The sequence below is a fragment of the Mesorhizobium sp. M0029 genome, from assembly GCF_040323735.1.
Lineage (GTDB): Bacteria > Pseudomonadota > Alphaproteobacteria > Rhizobiales > Rhizobiaceae > Mesorhizobium.
This window is the reverse complement of sequence record NZ_JAMYVF010000041.1, coordinates 1-17,905: the sequence shown is the minus strand read 5'-3', so window position 1 is coordinate 17,905 and position 17,905 is coordinate 1. Positions and strand designations below refer to the sequence as shown.

General features: G+C 58.3%; 15 protein-coding genes and 4 pseudogenes. 3 read left to right on the top strand and 16 right to left on the bottom strand.

Annotation, left to right across the window (positions count from 1 at the left end; all coding sequences use genetic code 11):
* A pseudogene (locus tag NKJ76_RS31495) lies at nt 1–103 on the top strand (IS481 family transposase); the annotation flags it as partial.
* A gap of 118 nt (nt 104–221) precedes the next feature.
* Here NKJ76_RS31495 and NKJ76_RS31490 read toward each other — a convergent pair.
* The 12 genes and pseudogenes from NKJ76_RS31490 to NKJ76_RS31435 all read right to left on the bottom strand — a co-directional run bounded on the left by NKJ76_RS31490 (nt 222) and on the right by NKJ76_RS31435 (nt 11,581).
* Entirely contained in the window at nt 222–518 is a 297-nt protein-coding gene (locus NKJ76_RS31490; protein ID WP_502902378.1) for a transposase, read from the bottom strand.
* Between the two features lie 134 nt (nt 519–652).
* Nucleotides 653–1,795, bottom strand: a complete 1,143-nt coding sequence (locus NKJ76_RS31485) for a M24 family metallopeptidase (protein WP_352539152.1) — start codon at nt 1,793–1,795, stop codon at nt 653–655.
* Nucleotides 1,796–1,956: 161 nt separating this feature from the next.
* On the bottom strand, nt 1,957–3,231 hold the full coding sequence (locus NKJ76_RS31480) for an NAD(P)/FAD-dependent oxidoreductase (RefSeq protein WP_352539151.1): 1,275 nt from the start codon (nt 3,229–3,231) through the stop codon (nt 1,957–1,959).
* A gap of 568 nt (nt 3,232–3,799) precedes the next feature.
* Nucleotides 3,800–4,333, bottom strand: a complete 534-nt coding sequence (locus NKJ76_RS31475; protein ID WP_352539150.1) for a substrate-binding domain-containing protein — start codon at nt 4,331–4,333, stop codon at nt 3,800–3,802.
* Entirely contained in the window at nt 4,261–4,734 is a 474-nt protein-coding gene (locus tag NKJ76_RS31470) for a DUF1419 domain-containing protein (protein WP_502902377.1), read from the bottom strand. Before NKJ76_RS31470 ends, NKJ76_RS31475 begins: the two co-directional genes overlap by 73 nt.
* A 76-nt stretch (nt 4,735–4,810) precedes the next feature.
* Nucleotides 4,811–4,983 (bottom strand): annotated as a pseudogene (locus tag NKJ76_RS31465) (3-methyl-2-oxobutanoate hydroxymethyltransferase); the annotation flags it as partial.
* Nucleotides 4,984–5,061: 78 nt separating this feature from the next.
* Nucleotides 5,062–5,865, bottom strand: a complete 804-nt coding sequence (locus NKJ76_RS31460; protein ID WP_352539149.1) for a maleate cis-trans isomerase family protein — start codon at nt 5,863–5,865, stop codon at nt 5,062–5,064.
* A gap of 239 nt (nt 5,866–6,104) precedes the next feature.
* Entirely contained in the window at nt 6,105–7,139 is a 1,035-nt protein-coding gene (locus tag NKJ76_RS31455) for an ABC transporter ATP-binding protein (protein ID WP_352539148.1), read from the bottom strand.
* Complete coding sequence (locus tag NKJ76_RS31450) at nt 7,136–8,143, bottom strand: ABC transporter ATP-binding protein (RefSeq protein WP_352539147.1); 1,008 nt, start codon at nt 8,141–8,143, stop codon at nt 7,136–7,138. The genes NKJ76_RS31455 and NKJ76_RS31450 overlap by 4 nt, the downstream gene beginning before the upstream one ends.
* A gap of 1 nt (nt 8,144) precedes the next feature.
* The gene (locus tag NKJ76_RS31445; protein WP_352539146.1) at nt 8,145–9,026 is read right to left on the bottom strand and encodes an ABC transporter permease; all 882 of its coding nucleotides are present in this window, start codon (nt 9,024–9,026) and stop codon (nt 8,145–8,147) included.
* Nucleotide 9,027: 1 nt separating this feature from the next.
* Nucleotides 9,028–9,969, bottom strand: coding sequence for an ABC transporter permease (locus tag NKJ76_RS31440; RefSeq protein WP_352539145.1), 942 nt, complete (start codon nt 9,967–9,969; stop codon nt 9,028–9,030).
* 7 nt (nt 9,970–9,976) lie between these two features.
* A complete protein-coding gene (locus NKJ76_RS31435) occupies nt 9,977–11,581 on the bottom strand; it encodes an ABC transporter substrate-binding protein (RefSeq protein WP_352539153.1) in 1,605 nt (534 codons plus the stop codon).
* A gap of 788 nt (nt 11,582–12,369) precedes the next feature.
* Between NKJ76_RS31435 and NKJ76_RS31430 the strand changes: the two are divergent.
* A pseudogene (locus NKJ76_RS31430) lies at nt 12,370–13,039 on the top strand (IS5 family transposase); the annotation flags it as partial.
* On the top strand, nt 13,039–13,389 hold the full coding sequence (locus tag NKJ76_RS31425; protein WP_352539144.1) for a hypothetical protein: 351 nt from the start codon (nt 13,039–13,041) through the stop codon (nt 13,387–13,389). The pseudogene NKJ76_RS31430 and the gene NKJ76_RS31425, both read left to right, overlap by 1 nt.
* A gap of 16 nt (nt 13,390–13,405) precedes the next feature.
* Here the strand turns inward: NKJ76_RS31425 and NKJ76_RS31420 are convergent, their stop codons facing one another.
* The 4 genes and pseudogenes from NKJ76_RS31420 to NKJ76_RS31405 all read right to left on the bottom strand — a co-directional run.
* Nucleotides 13,406–14,185: an AroM family protein gene (locus NKJ76_RS31420; RefSeq protein ID WP_352539143.1), complete on the bottom strand. Its 780-nt coding sequence runs from the start codon at nt 14,183–14,185 to the stop codon at nt 13,406–13,408.
* A gap of 133 nt (nt 14,186–14,318) precedes the next feature.
* Entirely contained in the window at nt 14,319–15,812 is a 1,494-nt protein-coding gene (locus NKJ76_RS31415) for a M81 family metallopeptidase (RefSeq protein WP_352539142.1), read from the bottom strand.
* A 164-nt stretch (nt 15,813–15,976) separates the two neighbouring features.
* Nucleotides 15,977–16,825: an alpha/beta fold hydrolase gene (locus NKJ76_RS31410; protein ID WP_352539141.1), complete on the bottom strand. Its 849-nt coding sequence runs from the start codon at nt 16,823–16,825 to the stop codon at nt 15,977–15,979.
* Between the two features lie 981 nt (nt 16,826–17,806).
* Nucleotides 17,807–17,905: pseudogene (locus NKJ76_RS31405) on the bottom strand (IS630 family transposase); the annotation flags it as partial.

Sequence of the window (17,905 nt, the reverse complement as noted above, 5' to 3'; positions counted from 1 at the left end):
CAAGGGCCTCACGCCCTTTGAATACATCTGCAAAATCTGGACAAAAGAGCCCGAACGATTCAGGCTCGATCCAACCCATCAAACCTTGGGACTAAACACCTAGTCTTCGCCCCGCCCGGTTCCTCCTTGGCCGAATTGGCGGCAGTGGCCGGCCTGCGCTGGGCGATCGAGGAGCAGCCGCCGACGTCCCTTGCCGCCACAGACCGTTTGCAGCTTGGTGGTCAGTCCGCCTCGGCTGCGTCCGATACATCGGGATAGAGCCCCTTTTTAAGGAGGCTGGCGGCAGTGCGATGCGCTTTGAGATGGGTGGCATCGATCATCAGATTGTCCGTTTCGCCGCCCTGCGCGGCCAGCTCCGCCAGAATGCGGTTGAACACACCCAGCCGACTCCAGCGGATGAAGAGGTTGTAGATGGTCTTGTGCGGACCGTAGTCGGAAGGGACATCTCGCCAGTGAAGACCATTGCGGATCACGAACAGGATGCCGCTCAGCACCCGGTGGTCATCTACATGCGGCACACCATGCGACAAAGGAAATAGGGCTCGATCCGGCGCATCTGCTCCGGCGTGAACATCAGCAAATCACTCAAGGCGGCACCTCCTGCCACCTTGAATCACCCAACAGAGATCAATTCAACAAATGGGTCCTGACCCTAGATGACGATTAGGCTCCGTTCATTTTTTGGCGTGACACGCTCTACGCCATTCGCGGTGACGACAACGGTTTCGCTGATACAGAAGCCACCCCCATCATCTGCAAGCATGTGGAAAGCCATACCTTCTTTGACCTCCCAGTCGTGGGTATCGTTGAAATCAAGCGTTTCCCACTCTGCTGTCTTGGGCGGAAAGCCGATGCCGGTCGAATAGCCGCTACGGTTAGGAAACACCGGCTTAATTGCTTTGATCGGCCCGCGAACAAGCGCATCAACTGCTCGACTAGATGCCCCTGGCTTCAATGCAGCTAAAGATTCGTCTTGAGCTCGTATCACGACCTCCATATTGCGGCGTTTTTCAACACTGGGTTCGCCAATAGAGATCGTTCGAATCTGTGTTGCATGGTATCGCTCAACACAGCCGTATAGTTCGAACCAGGCTAGTTCGCCGGATACGATTGGCTTGTTCGTCCAATTGGCATGACCGACCCCGGCACGGTGCCCCGACACGATGTGATGCGGAAGGCCGGTATATTCACAGCCGGCTGAGACGCCAGCCTGGTACACGGCAGCAGCAACTTCGGCTTCTGTAACGCCACGACGCACCGTCTCGACCGCAGCGCGGATTTCCACCTCGGCAATCAGTCCGGCCTGCCGAATGTAGGCCAGTTCTTGGGGAGATTTGATGTGGCGAATTCGGTTTACGAGGTAGCTAGTGTCAACAAACCGTGCAGTAGGAAGCTTTTTGGCCAGTTCCTCTGCAACCCTTGCCGTCAGAAACCAACTCGACTTTTCCAGACCGATAACCGCGTCTACGCCGCCCAACTTCCGAACGACGTCTACAGTTCGCTGAACGACGTCGTCGCCTTCCTTCCAGGTTTCATAGTGACCTAGCCAGGAATATTCTTTAATATTGCCTCGCTCGATGAACCGGATAAGAATTGTCGGCTCTTTCGCGCTCTCCGTCACCATGAGGGTCTGATAAGCAAAGTAGCCTGACGTCTGATACCCGGTCAGGTAGTAGATATTCTCTGGCGAGTGAATTAGCAGAACATCGACCCCGCGAGAGCGCATTTCGTCCTGCGTTTTGCGGAGTCGAGCTTGAAATTCTTCGGTCGAGAAGGCTTGAATACGGCCTGGCATGCGTGATTTCCTTTCATCGAGATAGTGAGGATTGAGTAGAGAACTCTTAAACCGGCATACTTTGCAGCCGGAAAAGTCTAGCTGATGCCCGCTGGATACGTGAGTAATCTAGGTTCTCGTCCATGTCCCCGTCATGGCTGGTCGCCTTGCCTGATTCCGCTTCATCCAAATCGGCCGCACGCATAGGCACCGGCTTCCGGCGGCACGGATTTCCCCTCGACCAGATCTGCGACGAGCTTGGCGGAGCGCGGTGCACCGCACAGTCCCCAGTGGCTGTGACCGAAATTGAAGAACGCATTCCCGAACCGAGGCGCGCGATCGATTACGGGAAGGCTGTCAGGGAGTGATGGGCGGGCGCCCATCCATCGGGTGCGGTTCCCGACAAGCGGCTCCTCGAACATTGCCGCTGCCGCACGAGAAAGAGCCTCAGCCCTGCGCCAGTTTGGCGGCGCATCGGCATCGGCAAGTTCCACCGTGCCTGTTATCTGCAAGCCCGTCTCCATGGAGGTCACACCAAAACCGCGACTTCCATTCGCGACCTTGTGGTTCAGGCGGATGGGGCTTTCGGTGTAGGTGACGTGATAGCCGCGCTCCGCAACAAGGGGTAGACGTACACCGAGTTGCGCTGCGAACTCGCGCGACCAGACGCCCGTGCAGAGAACTAGACGATTTAGGGGGAGAGACTGACTACGCGTCCGCAACCCACGCACCTCGCCATCCGCGAGTTCGAAGCCGATTGCCTCGGCCCGATGAAATGAACCGCCTGCTGCGGTGAATTTGTCGAACAGAGTGTCGACCAACCGCTTGGGATTGACCGTATGTCCGTTGCCAGGTAGCAGCGTGGCACGTCGGAATCTCCGACTTAGCGATGGCTCAATTTCAGTCAATTCATCAGCACTGACAATGCGAGAAGAGATGCCTAACTCACGTCGGAATTCCTCCGCAACCAGCTCGTTACGACTCGGTGTTGCTGACTCGTATACGTAGAGAGAGCCTTGTTCGCGCACGAGATCGTCATAGAGACCCGGGCCGAGCATGTCGCGATAGCCCTCCAGGCAGCCGTACTGTATAAAGCGCAATCCCAGAGCGGAGCGACGCGCTGCCCTCATGCTGCTTGCGCTAATCCAGCGGAGAATCCACGGCACGGAGCGCAGCGCCCAGCCGGGATTGATGGTTATGGGACCGTCGGGATCGAAGTACCATTTCGGAATCTTGCGCATGATGCCAGGCAAGGCGAAAGGCGTGCAGGCGTCCGCGCCGATGGCACCCCCATTGCCGAAAGAGCAACCGGCTGCCGGCCCCTCCCGATCGACCAAAAGGGTGTTATGACCGCGCCGCTGCAACTCAAGCGCCATGGTAACGCCGACAATACCCGCCCCAAGGACAACCACGTCCGCGATTTGGAGGCCAGCCTCATCCGTGAATCTGTGTGACATCGGTGCTAACCTGTCTTTCGTGCTAACTTATCTTTCGTGCGGGGCAAAACAGCATAGCTGTAGACCACGCCAACGACCCCGAAACCAAGCAGTCGAAAAAACTGTTTTAATATTTTGCTCCCGTTGGCGCAGAGAGCGACCAATCGTGTCGGTCCATGTCCTTCAGGGGACCACAGTGTAGGGAAACGCTGCTGCTGCAGCCGCAGGCTGCTCGCCGGTAAACCAGCCCAGAACATTTCCGGACGCAAACAGTGCCGCTGCGCAAGCCGCCAATGGCTTTCTAGCCACTCCCAGGACTGGGCGAAGAATTGACACTTAGCTTCTCCTGAGTGATGGCTGCATCGACGTTCCGCGGAAGAACTCGTTATCGGCGAGACCGAACCAGCTCCGCGAGACCATAATCAGCCCCGTCATGCTCGTCACCAGAGAGTCCGGAGGTCGATAAGGAGGCAAGTGGCGAGCACCTTCAGGCTGCATCCGACCGCGAATTCGCTTATGAACTGTGTCCCGCAGGTCGCTCCCCGGTTAAAGCCGGGGAGCGCTCAGGCGCATGGGTAGTCCCGTTGTTTCAACCCTTGCAAGCTTCGGCAGCCGTAATCGTGCCGGACGGTACCATCGCCTTGGTGAAGCCGTATTTCGTCACCGACTTAATCATCTCGTCGGAGCCGAGGTAGTCTTTCAGCACGGCATTGAAGGCGTCGACCGAAGCCTGCTCGTTAAGCGCGAAAGCCAACCCGGCATAGGCGGGGGGCATGGACGAGGTGTACGGGTCAGCCAGCTCGACACTATCATCCTTTTTGGCAATATTCGTGATGACGAAGATGTCGCCGGCGCCGGCGGCAGCACGGCCGGTCTTCACAGCCTGGACGATCTCCGCCATTCCGGCGACCTGCATAATCTTGTCGTCGGCGATGCCGACTTTTTTTGCGATGGCCACCGTGCTCCAGCCAGCGCCGGTGACAAAAGTGAGACCCTTGGCGCGCAGATCTTCATAGGAATGGACCCCTTTCGGGTTGCCGTTCTGCACAATCAGCCCGTCGGGGGACGTGACGATCGGATTAGTGAACAGCACGTTGCGGCAACGCTCTGGAAGGATAAACATACCGCCGGTGATGATGTCGACCGCCTTGGTGGAAGGTGCCTGAGATGCACCGGAAGCTTCGCCGCGATCTCGTCGTCGGTCAGATCATCGAGCAGCTTGAGCTTGGTGCGGCCCCGGCGATAGACGAGGACGGTTCGCTTGCAGCGATGCTCGGGAGAGAAGCGCTCGCTTGCGTATCCGCGATAGTCGTCCTGGGTGGCGCTCCAGATATGCTCGAGGCGCTCTTCATGCGTGATCGCGTTCACCGGCCGGGATTCGCGTTCGGCGTCCCACGTCTTGATCGGCGAACCGGCCTGGGCGAGTTCGCAATAGGCCTGGAAGTAGCTCAGCCTTATGTCGATGCTGAGCCGGTAGAACAGGCTGATGACGCTGCCGGTGAGGAATTCGCCGAGCGCGAACAATCCCCGCGCAGCCAGAGCGGCGGCAGGATGTGGAGCATGTCGGCGTGCTCGGCCGTCCGATCTCGAACCATTCGCCGGCGAAGACGCCTAGCATGTCGTCGACGTCGAGAAATCTGCCCGTCGAAGGCCACCGAGGCACCGATGCCAATGGTCTACAATCTCTCCGGTGACTCGGCGGGCGAGCGTCTCGGGGATCTTCTCCAGCACGACAGCAAAGACGCCCACTTCGGCCACTGCAACCGCGTCGCGCGACGCGCTGTGCATCCCCGCTCTAGAGTGTCGACCCATCGCGGTGGCAAGCCCGCCGCCATTGCTTGCCTCATAAGGCTATATCTGTAGAGGGAGTGCTGCGCCTCTCATCTGGAGGCATGACCGCAAAAATGAGCTCGCATCGGCGATGCTGGGTGTAAGCCCGGCGAGTACAAGTGCATGCCATAGCGTCACTTGGTTAGCGGTGATGACCGCCCGACCAGAAATGGCTTCGAAATATTCCGCGCATTTCAACGAACTGACTGAAGTACACGGAATCAAAATTGGATCAGTGGAAGGGGGCGTCAACGAGGTGAACTCTGCCAGTTCGGCTGCGCAGTCTATGTCGAATGCTCGTCCGCTCGGGGGTTGCCTCATATGCCCGACGCTTCCCACGCTGATACCTACATCAGAGAGAAAATTGACGAATAGTTCTGTGATTTCAGGGTCATAAGGGGACAGAATATCAACTCGCTTCACCCCGAGAACGTCAAGTGCGGCCAAAAACGCCATTGAGGTGCTCGAAGCGAGTGCGCCAGCACTTTCAGAAATCAGTTGAACTTGGCGCTGTGCGTACTGGATTCCCCCGAAAAAACCAGCACTCGTACAGGCAAATACGACCGAATGGCATCCCTTGTTCCCTAACTGACGCGCAGCCGCCGAAAGTGCGTTTTCCGCGGCCCAGTACTCGCAAAGTTCAACTTCAGTGGCTGCAAGCGACGCAGGAGTCTCGCACTGCTGGAGACACAAAATGTACTCGATGTTCTTCATGTTGTGATCAGCGAGCCAATTGGTGATGAGGCGATGGTCAGTTAGTTCATAAGGGAACGCTCCATCATCAGGAAAGATAACCCCTATTCTCGTCTTTGAAGTGCATTGCATTTCATGTCTCCTCTCTGTTGGACAAGTATAGGCGCTTCGTCGCGGGCGCCCCTCTCATCAAGCCAGGGGACATCAATGTCCGCGCTCGCTCGCTTCAGCATGTTGAAAGCGCACTCGCGAGCGGCTTCGCCAGCCCCGAGCTACACGATCAGGTGCGAAACGCCCACTAGAGGCCGATTACCCGACGCGTAACCAACACTACGGCCTCGTTGGCGAAGACGATCCTGCCTCAGGACGTATCATGTTGCCATCCGAGTAAGCGCAAGATTAGCCTCCGCAGTAATCTGGCCTCGACGCTCTGCAGCCGGAGCACGCACATGGCAGGCCACGACCCGCCCGTTAGCCATCGGCACCAGAGGCGGCAGTTCGATGCGACAACGCTCGACCGCGAGAGGGCAGCGCGGGTGAAACGCGCACCCGCTTGGCGGATTGATAGGGCTTGGCACCTCGCCTTCAACGGGCATTACCACCCGAGCCCGCGTCGGATCCGGCACAGGTGCGGCCGCGATCAGCGCCTCGGTGTAGGGATGGACCGGCTTGGCAAACAGCGTCTCGCAGGGCGCGAGTTCCACGATTCGTCCCAGATACATGACGGCGACGCGATGCGCGATATGCTCCACGACACCAAGATCGTGCGAGATGAAGACGAAGGCGATGCCCATCTCCTGCTGGAGATCCAGAAGCAGATTCAGAATCTGTGCCTGCACGGAGACGTCGAGGGCTGACACCGCTTCGTCGGCGATCATGAGCGAGGGGTTGAGCGACAGGGCGCGTGCAATGCCGAGCCGCTGGCGCTGACCGCCCGACAATTCGGAAGGGAGCCTGTGCATCATTTCGGGCGACATTCCGACTTTTCGGAGAAGGTCCGCGGCAAGCGCGTTGCGCTGCTTACGGCTGAGACGTTCAAAATTCTCGACGGGTTCGGTGATAATCTGTCCGGCAGTAAGGCGCGGATTCAGCGATGAGTAAGGATCCTGAAAGACCATCTGCATTCGACGGCGCCACGCGTGAAGCGCGTCTTTCTTGAGACCTGCAATGTCGGTTCCGTCAATCAACACGCGACCACCCGTCGGCTCGACGAGCCGCATCAAGAGCCGCGCCACGGTGGACTTGCCACACCCGGATTCGCCGACAATGCAGAGCGTCTCGCCCGCATCAACGGTGAAGGATACATCCTCCACCGCCCGGATTACCGGAATGATCTTTTTCAGGAATCCTGCACTGAGCGGATAATGCTTGGTCAGATTCTCGACTTTGAGCAGAGGACCGTTCATGCGCCCATCACCTCTTCTGCGCGCCAGCAAGCTGCGGCGTGCCTCGACCCGACATCACGCAGGACGGGCGTCCTTTCGCGGCAGATGTCGATAGCGAACGGGCAGCGAGGCGCGAAGCTGCACCCGATAATGGGCTCGCGCAGGCTTGGCACGATGCCGGGAATTTCCGGAAGGCGGCGCTGTCGGCCGCGCCGCCGGTCAGGCACCGATCGCATAAGGCCCTGGGTGTAGGGATGCGCCGGTCGTGCAAACAGATCGATGACGTTGGCCTGTTCCACGATCCGGCCGGCATACATCACGATCACGCGCTGGCAGGTCTCGGCTACAACGCCCAGATCATGCGTGATGAACATCACGGCCGTTCCCGTGCGCTCTTTCAGATCGACGATGAGCCGCAGGATCTGCGCCTGGATTGTGACATCGAGCGCAGTCGTCGGCTCGTCGGCAATCAACAGGTCAGGCGAGCAGGCCAGAGCCATGGCGATCATGGCGCGCTGGCGCATCCCGCCCGACATTTCATGCGGATAGTTGCCGACGCGCCGTTCCGGGTCCGCGATGCGTACGAGCCGCAGCATCTCTTCTGCTTTCTTCATGGCCGCAGAGCGAGATGCTTCCGTGTGGATCTGCACTGCTTCGGCAATCTGGTGGCCGACCGTATAGACCGGGTTCAGGCTCGTCATCGGCTCCTGGAAGATCATGGCGATCTGGTCGCCGCGGATCTTTCGCATCTCCCGGTCGGACAGCTCAAGGAGGTCGCGTCCGTGAAAGCGGATCTCGCCCCCGACGATCTTGGCGGACAGCTTCGGCAGCAGGCGAAGGATGGAGAGGGCAGTGACGCTTTTCCCGCATCCCGATTCGCCAACAATGCCGAGCGTCTCGCCTTTCTTCACCTGAAAGCTGATGCCGGTGAGCGCGCGGGTGACGCTTTCCTCGCCGTAAAAGTGTGTCTCAAGGTCTCGGATATCGAGAAGCACGTCGTTCCCTGCGGTTTCATGCATTTGCATGTCAACGCCTCCGCTTTGAGCGGGGATCGAACATGTCACGCAAACCATCCCCTAGCAGGTTGACGGCAAAGACGGTGACGGCAAGGCAGATGCCAGGGGCGAAGAGCGTCATTGGCGCGATGGCGAGATACAGGCGCGAACTGGCGATCATATTACCCCAGCTCGGGATGTCGGGCGGTACGCCCACACCGAGGAAGCTCAGTCCAGCCTCCGTTAGGATCGCGCTGGCGCAAACGGTAGCGCCCTGGACCATCAGCGCAGGAATGGTGCTCGGCAGGATATGCCGACAGAGGACCCTGGGCAGCCGCGCACCGCCGCAGATTGCGGCCTCGACATAGGGACGCTCGCGAACACCCAGAACCACCGAACGAACCAGCCGCGCGACGGCTGGCGTCTCCGGGATCGCTATGGCGACGATGAGGATGGCGATTCCGGGGCCCGTCACAGAAATAAGAGCAATTGCCAGCAGTATTGTCGGGATCGACATTAGGCCGTCCATGACCCGCATGACGACGTTGTCGAAGCCGCGGCTGTAACCTGCGATGACACCGATCAGGAGCCCGGCCACAGCCGCGGTCGCTGCCGACAGCAGCCCCACCATGAGGGAGATGCGAGCGCCGAAGATCGTCCGCGCAAACACGTCCCGGCCCAGATTGTCGCTCCCAAACCACATTTCGCCGGAAGGCTGCTGGAGACGCTTGAATGGATCCATGGTCACTGGATCGCCGGCGTAAAGCGGGGCGGCGAGCGCTAGAACGATCAGCAGCGCCAGGAGGCCGCCGCCGATCAGGACCAGCGGATGCCGTCTTGCCAGCCGGGCAAAATCGAAACGTCTCAGCGCGGCCGTCGGCGCTGCTTCAACTCGTGCGGATAGGAGCGTCATATCAGTACCGGATCCGGGGATCGATCAGCGTATAGGCTAGATCGACCGCGAGGTTGACAAGGACGTACAGACCTGAAGTTAGAATGAGCACGCCCTGGATGATGGGATAGTCGCGGCTGTTGATCGCATCCACGACCAGTCGACCGATACCGGGGATGTTGAATACGGTTTCCGTGAGGACGACTCCGCCGATCATATACGCGAAGCTTACGCCGATGACGGTCAGAATTGGCACGCCGGCATTCTTTAAGGCATGGTGGAAAAGCATGGAATAGGACGAAGCGCCCTTGGCGGCGGCCGTTCGCATGTAGTCTTCCGACAGCACCTCCAGCATGCTCGCTCGCGTCACCCGGGCGATGAACGCAATGAAGCCAAAACTAAGAGCCACCGTGGGAAGGATCAGGTGCATGAACCACGGCCCGAGGCCTTCTTGGACGGGCCGATATCCCTGAACCGGCAGCCAATGTGTCTTGATCGCGAAGAAGTAGATAAGAAAATAGCCGATGACAAAGACCGGGACCGAATAGCCAAATGCAGAAAAGGCCGCAAGCAAGCGATCGACGAGCCCGCCAGTTCGCCACGCCGCAAGGATGCCGAAAGAGACCCCAATCGTCACCGAGACGATGATCGTAAGGATAGACAGGGAAATGGTCGGTTCAAGTCGCTGCGAGATGAGCTCGATAACCGGCAAACCAGAAAAAATTGACATCCCAAAGTCACCGCTGAGGACGCCCAACGCCCAATGTGCGAACTGAACCGGCATGGCTTCGTTCAGTCCTAGCTGCTCGCGGATAGCGGCGACCGCCTCCGCCGTGGCCGACTTGCCGGCGATCATGGCCGCCGGGTCGCCGGGCGCGAGCCTGAGAAGCAGGAACACGAAGATCCCCACCATCGCCATGACGGCGATGGTGGAAACACACCTTCGTAGGATGTAAATGCCCATTATGGCTTCAGGCTCTCTGCATATTCCACATCGGATGGAGGAACGGCGCACTGACAATACCGGTGAGGCTCTTACGGCGCCCAATGGCATCGATAAATTGGCACAGCCTAACGTCGCCCACGAAGTCCCACCAGACTTTCTGCATCTCGCGTGCTAAAGATTTGCGCTCCTCAAGCGTCTCGACACTAGCCCACTTCGCCCGCAGTGCTTCGTATTCATCGTTCTTTGGCCAGCCAACCCAAGCCGCATCGCCACTCGCAACCAGGAAAGGTGAAGCGAGGGGATTACCAAGTGCATTGTCATACTCGTTGGTGATATGTATGCTCCAGCCACCCTGCTCGACTGGGTCCTTTTTTTGCCGGCGTGCAGTAACGCCGCCCCAGTCGCTCGGCGCGAGTTCGGCGTTAATTCCGATTTTTTGTAAAGCTTGTGCCAGTAGCTGTGCAGCGCTATCGGCCTGCGGCCAGTCTGTAGACTGGAGAATAACGACCTTCTCGCCGGCGTATCCAGCCTCCTGGAAGAGCTGCTTAGCTCTTTCCGGATCGCCACCCTTCTTGTACCATCCCGTGTTCTCGTCGTTCGAAACGGGGCTAGTGTTGCCGAATATGGAAGTAACCGTCCGGCCGTATTTTGGATCGGGGCTCACGACGCCGATAAACGCCTCTTGATCAACAAGGTGAAGCATTGCTTGGCGTGCTTTCACGTTGTTGAACGGCTTTTGAAGATGGTTCATCCGCATTATTAGGTCAGATCCTGACGTATTCATAACCTCCAGTACCAGGTTGGGATCGCTCTCGATCAAGGGGTAAAGATCGGCGGACGGAAACACAAAGATATCTATCTCACCCGCTTGCAACGCAGCGAAAGAAGTTTGTTGGTCGGGAATAACATTCCAGATGGCCTGGTCAACTTTCACAATCTTTCCGCCGGCTAATCCGTCGGGCGCCTCCTGACGGGGCACGTACTTATCATTTCGATCGTAAGTGAAGCTCACGCCAGGCCTGGCGAGCTCCTGGTTGAACTTGAACGGCCCTGACCCGATGTTCGCGGTCACAAGCTCAGAAGAAGGGCGATTCGCGTCCTGCTCCCGCATCATGAAGGGGAGCGGGGTCGTGACTCCCGCGAGAATATCCAGGAGGATACCCAGCGGCTCCTTCAGCGCGATAGTAAAAATCCTATCGTCTTTCTTTGAGATGTCCTTGGCACTCGCCGTAAGGAGTTGTCCGCCGGGGGCTACCCCACCCCAGCGACGGATAGATGCCACACAATCCGCGGCGGTGACAGGGGTGCCATCGTGCCAGCCTAGACCATCTCGCAGTTGGAAGGTATAGGTCCGCTTGTCGTCTGAAACGCCCCACTTCTCCACCATTTGTGGCTGCGGTATGAGCTTGGAGTCTACCGCGAACAGGGTGTCGTAAATCGCCAGTCCATGGTCGGCTGTATCGCCCTCCGTTGACGCAACTGGGTCGAACACGCGGAGATCATTGAGTTTTGCTAATCTGACCGTCCGTGCTCCAGTTGGTGCTGTCTGCGCCCGAACAATCGCCGGCATCGACAAAGCCGTTCCTGCTGCAAGGCCCACCTTAAATAGATCGCGTCGAGAAATCGTCATTTGCATTCCCCTTTTCTTTGTTTTGCGGTTATCGGCCGTCATTGATCCACGGCGTGAATGATACCGGTTGTATGAGTTCTGCGGCCTAGGGCAATTGCTCGATCCATGCTAGTCAGCGAACGGGCAAGAGTCAGTATATGTGCGTTGGTGTGCATGGAACCAGAATCACATGAATGGCCCTCTTGTCCGGCGTCGCACCTGGCCCCAGAGGGTCAGGTCGGCTTGCTGCCGCGGAGCGGGGCAATCCGTTTGTCTCTTGAGTGTACCAACGGTGGTGGAACTCTTAGCGCGAATCACTTGCCTTCGGCGCAGGAAATCGACAATTTGTCGCCGGAAAACGCTCAAACCGATCGTTGACAGTGCTGGAACGCTCTCGACGATCGCCGCGTCCCAAGCTGATTGTCTCCACCGTTCGAAACGACTGCACCTTAGGTAGGTCAGGGGTAGTCGGCGGGCGACGAAGAAGAGGTGGAAGCTTTAATTCCCGGGGCTCTCCATCGTAAGCGGACGCTGGCGCGGCGTTTGCGCCTCCAACACTGATCCGATTGTGGCCGCGGTTCGCCCCCATGCAGGCCATAACTGAGTTGGTGTCGAGACGAAGGCGACGAGCCAAGCATCGGCGGTTTGTGCGGACTGGCCCAATCAACGCAGGAAAACGGCGACTCTCCTCCCCTGCGCGCACGTAGCTGAACGGTTCGGAAGATGCGACCTTCTCTCCCCGCACAATTCTTCCGCCGAATCCCTTCAGAGAATGAAACAGGACCGCATATGGAGGGCGAGCCTTTTTTGACCACTTCTCGGTCGATGGCACACTGATCGAGGGCGTGGTCGTCGATGAAGAGCGTCAAACCGAAACGGCTCGGGCTCGCCGCCGGCTGAAGGCGGCGGGCGAAACGCGGAAGCGGACTTCCATGGCCACAAGCGCTCGAACGACACACATGCTTCGACTAGCGATCCGGATGCCCGACTTTATCGGAAGGGGCAAAGGCAAGGAAACCAAGTTGTGCTTCATGGGTCATGGCTTGATGGAGAACCGCCATGGCTTGCTGGTCGACGACTGCTTGACGCTGGCTGACGGGCATGCCGAACGGGTAGCCGCACTGCACATGATCGAGCCTCGCGCCGACCGACCACAGGCGATCACGCTCGGCGCCGACAAGCTTACGACGCGGAAGACTTCGTCATTGAGCTGCGCTCGATGAGGGGGACGCCGCACGTGGCGCAGAACATGAGCAGCCGCAGTTCCGCGATGGACGGGCGATCACGCGGCATGGCGGCTATGCCGTCAGCCAGCCCATCAGGAAGCGCATCGAAAAGGCATTCGGTTGGATCAAGGTCGTGGCGGGCCAGCACAAGACCAGGTTCCGCGGCCGCGACCGTGTCGGATGGGCCTTCACCTTCGCAGCCGCTGCCTATAATCTGGTGCGACTGCCAAAGCTCATGGCGGAGGCCGGCTGATGGCCAAGGTTCCCGGCTTCGCCAAGGCCTTTGCCGGCCGCTGGCGCATCGTCGAGATGGATGTTTGGGATTGGGATAACGACTTCCTCGATCTCGTTGAGGAAGCGCATCTGACATTCAAGGGTTCGGCGGATGGCGAGATCGGCCTCGGCGCACTCAAGGGCTTCCTCGATGTCCGATACGGCACCCGCGATGGCTCAGCCTGCGCGGAGTTCTCGTGGGAGGGGCATGATGAGAACGACCCAGCCTGTGGCCGCGGCTGGGTTGTCTTTGGCACTGCAGGCCGCCTTGTCGGCCACTTCTACATCCACAACGCCGACGATTCACGCTTCGTTTGCGAAAGAGCCTGACTTCTTCAACAGCCTGCTAGTGCCCCAGGCCATCGAACGGCTTGCGGGTCAGCCCGCCCGCGAAGAATTCGACCATCGAGGTGAAATCGAAGACCGGAAGCCCCGTCGCCCGTTGCACGGCGGCTGCATAGGGAGGCAATTCCGAGCATTCGAGGAGGATTGCTCCGACATCTGGGCGAACGCTAACTAAGCTTAGCGCGGCTCGGACGACCTCACTCTCCACGGCCGCGACATCTATCGTGCTGGGATACTTCCAAAGTGCGGCCCACGCGGGCGCATCATTGATGCTGGCCACAACGAACCGATCGGAATCGCCGGATATGCCGGCAGCCAGCCGGAGCTCGGGTGTGAAATAAGATGCGTCCCCAGTTATAATGCCTAGTGCCTTCGTTTGCGGGAGGAGCCGTTCCAAGAACGGAGCCAGCAAGAGGCTGGATAGGAGCACCGGCACGTCAACCGAGGCGCGGACTGCCTCTTGAAAGTGGATCGTAAACCCACAATTCGCGCTGATAAGTTGCGCCCCCTCCCGGGCGAGCTCGATCGCGGCCTGAACAACAGCGGGCGTGGCGTCGGAAGGAGTCGGCCCGAAGAGCCGATGCTCCGTCATACCGGGTACTACCTTATATCGCACCGGCACACTCCACGTGCTGGCGTTGCCAACGCTGCCGGGGATGAACGGACAGATGACCTCGTCGAGCAGTAGGATTCCGACAGGGGCGCCCGCGAACACTTGTCCCGTTCGAGCGGAAAGGATCCGGGGGGTGCTTAGGTCGCGGGGAATCGAAGTGGCAGTCACGTGGTCATTCCTTCCTCTGTTTGCGTTACGTTCCGACGCGTCTTTCGACACATTCACCTCAAGCGGCACCGTTGCATAGGTCCGGCCGTGCCACTGGAGAGGTCAGCGCGGCGCTTTTGAATTGTGAAACAGATCACACACTCATTTCGCGATCGAGCGGGAAGATTGGCCGCGGCACATTTTGGTAAGGAAGTTTTTCCAAGCGCGGCGTGCTAAGACCCCCACCGTCGCAGACAATGATCTCACCGGCAATCGGCTCGAAAGCGGCCCGGAAATGCTGCATTGCCTTGATCCCGACTACAGTCTTAGCCGCCGGATCAATCCCAAATGCACGAAATTGCTGCAAATCCACTATTCCCGATGGCTCGCTCACCACGAGAATGTCGATTCCCCCGACACGAAAGACCGCAGTTTTGCCCCAGGAAAAACTCAATCCGCCGCACATCGCGCCGTCACATGTATAGCAACCATCGCTTGCAAGACGGACCTCGCCTTCAAGCTCCAAGGGCCCTCCTCCGAAGCACGGATCAAACTTGCCGCCCAGTTTTATCTTCACGTAGTCGCCGACGTTGTGGCCATACAACTGCTCGGCTGTTTCCACATCAACTATGGGACCAAATGCTGCATCGGCGATGCTGGCTTCTACGATCGCCTTTAACAAATTTGTGGAATCCCCATAACTGCCACAACCGGGGTTATCAGCATAGTCCGCTATGATTAGAGGGCCCGTATGACGCTCGTACCCCTTGGCGATCTTCGCCGCCTCCTCGACCGAGAGATAGCAATTTATTACGTCGAAACGCTTTTGCCATATGTCATCAGCAATGGTTTCGGCGAAGGCGCGATGCGTATTCTCATTGCCATCGTAGGTGACTGTGACCGTCGGACCGAGTTCCCGTATATCGGCGTAGGGGAACCCAGGGTTGACACTGACGGCAAGAACATCCGGTTCTCGCTCATACGCTATAGATCTCGCAATCCGCTCGACCATCGAACCGGCGTCGGTGCGCCCAAGATTCACTTCTGCGAGCATTGGGCGCCGAACGAGCAGTGTCTGGGGCCGTATTTCTCGTTTCATAGTACGATGAAGAATTGCACCAGCATGTCGCCCGCACTCACGCATGTCTATATGGGGATAAGTCTTGTAGGACACGATAATATTTGAAAGCTCGCACATCTTCTGCGTCACGTTTCCGTGGGCATCAAGCACAACTGCAATCGGGACCGCTGATCCGACTTTTGCACGCAGTCGCCACAAGAATTCGCCATCGCCATCCTCGGAAAACTCGGTGACCATGGCACCATGAAGCGCAAGCAAGATGCCATCAGGCCTCTGGTTGTGCCCCCCCGCGGCCTCAATTATGGCCCCGCCCAAGCGATCAAAAGCATCACGAGTCACAACACCTGCCGGTTGAGCGTTCGCGCTGAGAACATGCGTTTGCTTCCAACCGTACTCGCGGGCGCAGTCGCAGAAACCGGCCAGCTCGGTATTGACATGACCGCGCTTCGTGATGGCGTCATCGCCAAAATAGACGAAGTATTTGAAGAACGCATCATAGTCGGTGGAGTTCTTGTTGAATGTATTTGTCTCGTGCCCGAACTCTGCTGTCAGAACATTGAAGGACATATGACGTATTATTCCCTTATGACTCCACTGGAGTACAAATGTCAACTTGGCTTAGTCCACCGGCGTCGGGGGATGGCGGCGACTTTACACAACAACGCAGAATGCATTGGGTACTGCGGGAAATCTGATTGTGCCGCGGAGTACAGCGGTTTCTTTGGTTCGCCTTAACCCTGCCACTGGCGGATGAGTCTGTTCACGGCTTCGCTCTGGTCGACGTGGGGGCTATGCCCCGCATTTTTCAGCAGGTGGAAATCCGAATTCTTAATCAGTTTTGCCAGCTTAAAGCCTTGATCCGGCGTTACAGTTGGGTCGTTCTTCGACCAGATGATCAACGTCTGGGCCTGGAGCTGATTGAGGTAGGGGAAGATGTATCTTTGCTGTAGCGCCACATAGAGACGCTGATTGGTTTCTTCTTCGGGCAGGTTCTGGAAGATCTCCCACTGTCCGCGCGCTGCAGACCGTCGATAGGCCTCTCGCTTGGCATCCTCCAAATCTTTCCCCCAGGGGCGGGCACCTTTCCACAATGCCATGAATTCCACCTCGCTCGGCATCGGGCCCGAATAGTCGTAACTCTGCAGGCTGGCCTGCATCCAGGCTTCGTCACGGTCGTCTCCAAACGGCGGCGAAACGGAGTTGGAGGTCAGCAGGACGAGCCTGGATACAAGATCAGGGCGCACTATCGCGACCCGGGCAGCCACGAATGAGCCCTCTGAATGGCCAACGAGCGTGATCTGCTTCAATCCCAAAGATTCGATGAAGCCGATCACATGATCCACGCGACCCAGCCTGTTAACATATTTGCGATCGGCGGGATAATCCGTCCCACCGCACTGGAGTTGATCAACCGCGATCACCCTGAATTGATCGGATAGCCCGCTCAGCTGTCGAAGAAAGGACGTCTTTCCCTCTGTGAAAGGGCCGGCACCGTGAAGACATACAATTGGCTCACCGGATCCGTTCTCGCAGTACGACGTCCCGATGCCACCAACCGATATGCGATGTTCACTGATCATAAGCCCATTTCCTAGCATTACTGGCCCGTGTCCAGGTCGGGTCTAGTACTTGGGCCCGGACTGATCAGCACCTCTGCCTAACTATAGGAGCGCGGGGTCGGCCGCCTTGTGCAAATCGTGGACACGGAACGCAGAAAATCGGCGTTCTCTCCTTATACGCGCATATAATCTGAAGGTGTCAGCTCTGGTAGACTTCGCCCGAGTGCATCGACCACGCGAGTGCTGGGTCTTGCGGGTCGCGGGCTCACGATCATGGTAGGCGGGCAAAGGCGCGAAACGGGCGCCCCTCAAGATAGAACGCCAACTCCTGGTAGCTCAGCTGCCGCTATGTTGAGCCGCTGCAGTCGGCGGGCAGGCCTTGCGGTTTGATCGCCTTGGTGCCGCCCCGGCTCTGACCTCGCTCCACCAGCCAAGCAAATCGCAATTCATCCAGCCATTGCCACACATCGCCTCCATCCGGTAAAGAATTAATCCCTTCGATCTCGCCTGCTTCGGCGGCGAGTCTGGGGATGTTCGGTGCAACGCCGAAAAGGCGCGCGCCGCCTGTTTAGGTTGAGCCACGGCTCGTTCCCGCCCACGGAAACGGCGCAAATTCCGCCATGGCAAGCGCTGAAGAGACGCGCTGCCGGCTGACTAAGCTGATAGTGGGCGTGATCTTGCACCGCGTCGACGGCGAGCGTGCAGTGCAAAGGGACGGCGCGGATCATGATGAACTAGAAGATCAGTCGATACCATCTGGAGCGCAAGGCGATCCCGTATGTGCAGCAGTTTTCATCCCATCAGGTCCTGGACAATCATGAGAGCAGCGCGGTCGACCTGGAGTTCTTCCGCATATTTAATGCAGGGACCATTTTTTCGGGTGCCCTTACTTCGGTTGGGTCAAGCGGCTGCCAGCAGTCGGCTCCGGAGGAGTGGATATCGCGCGTCTGAAGATCTACCGCTAATCGTCTCTTTAAGCGATTGATGTAGAGCACGTCCTGTTTAATCTGGGTCATATCCGGCGGCCTGGAAGTAGTTGGCGCATTCGGCTGGCGTGAACTGATCAAGGAGCGAGCCGACGGCGTCCCACAGAGCCGTGAT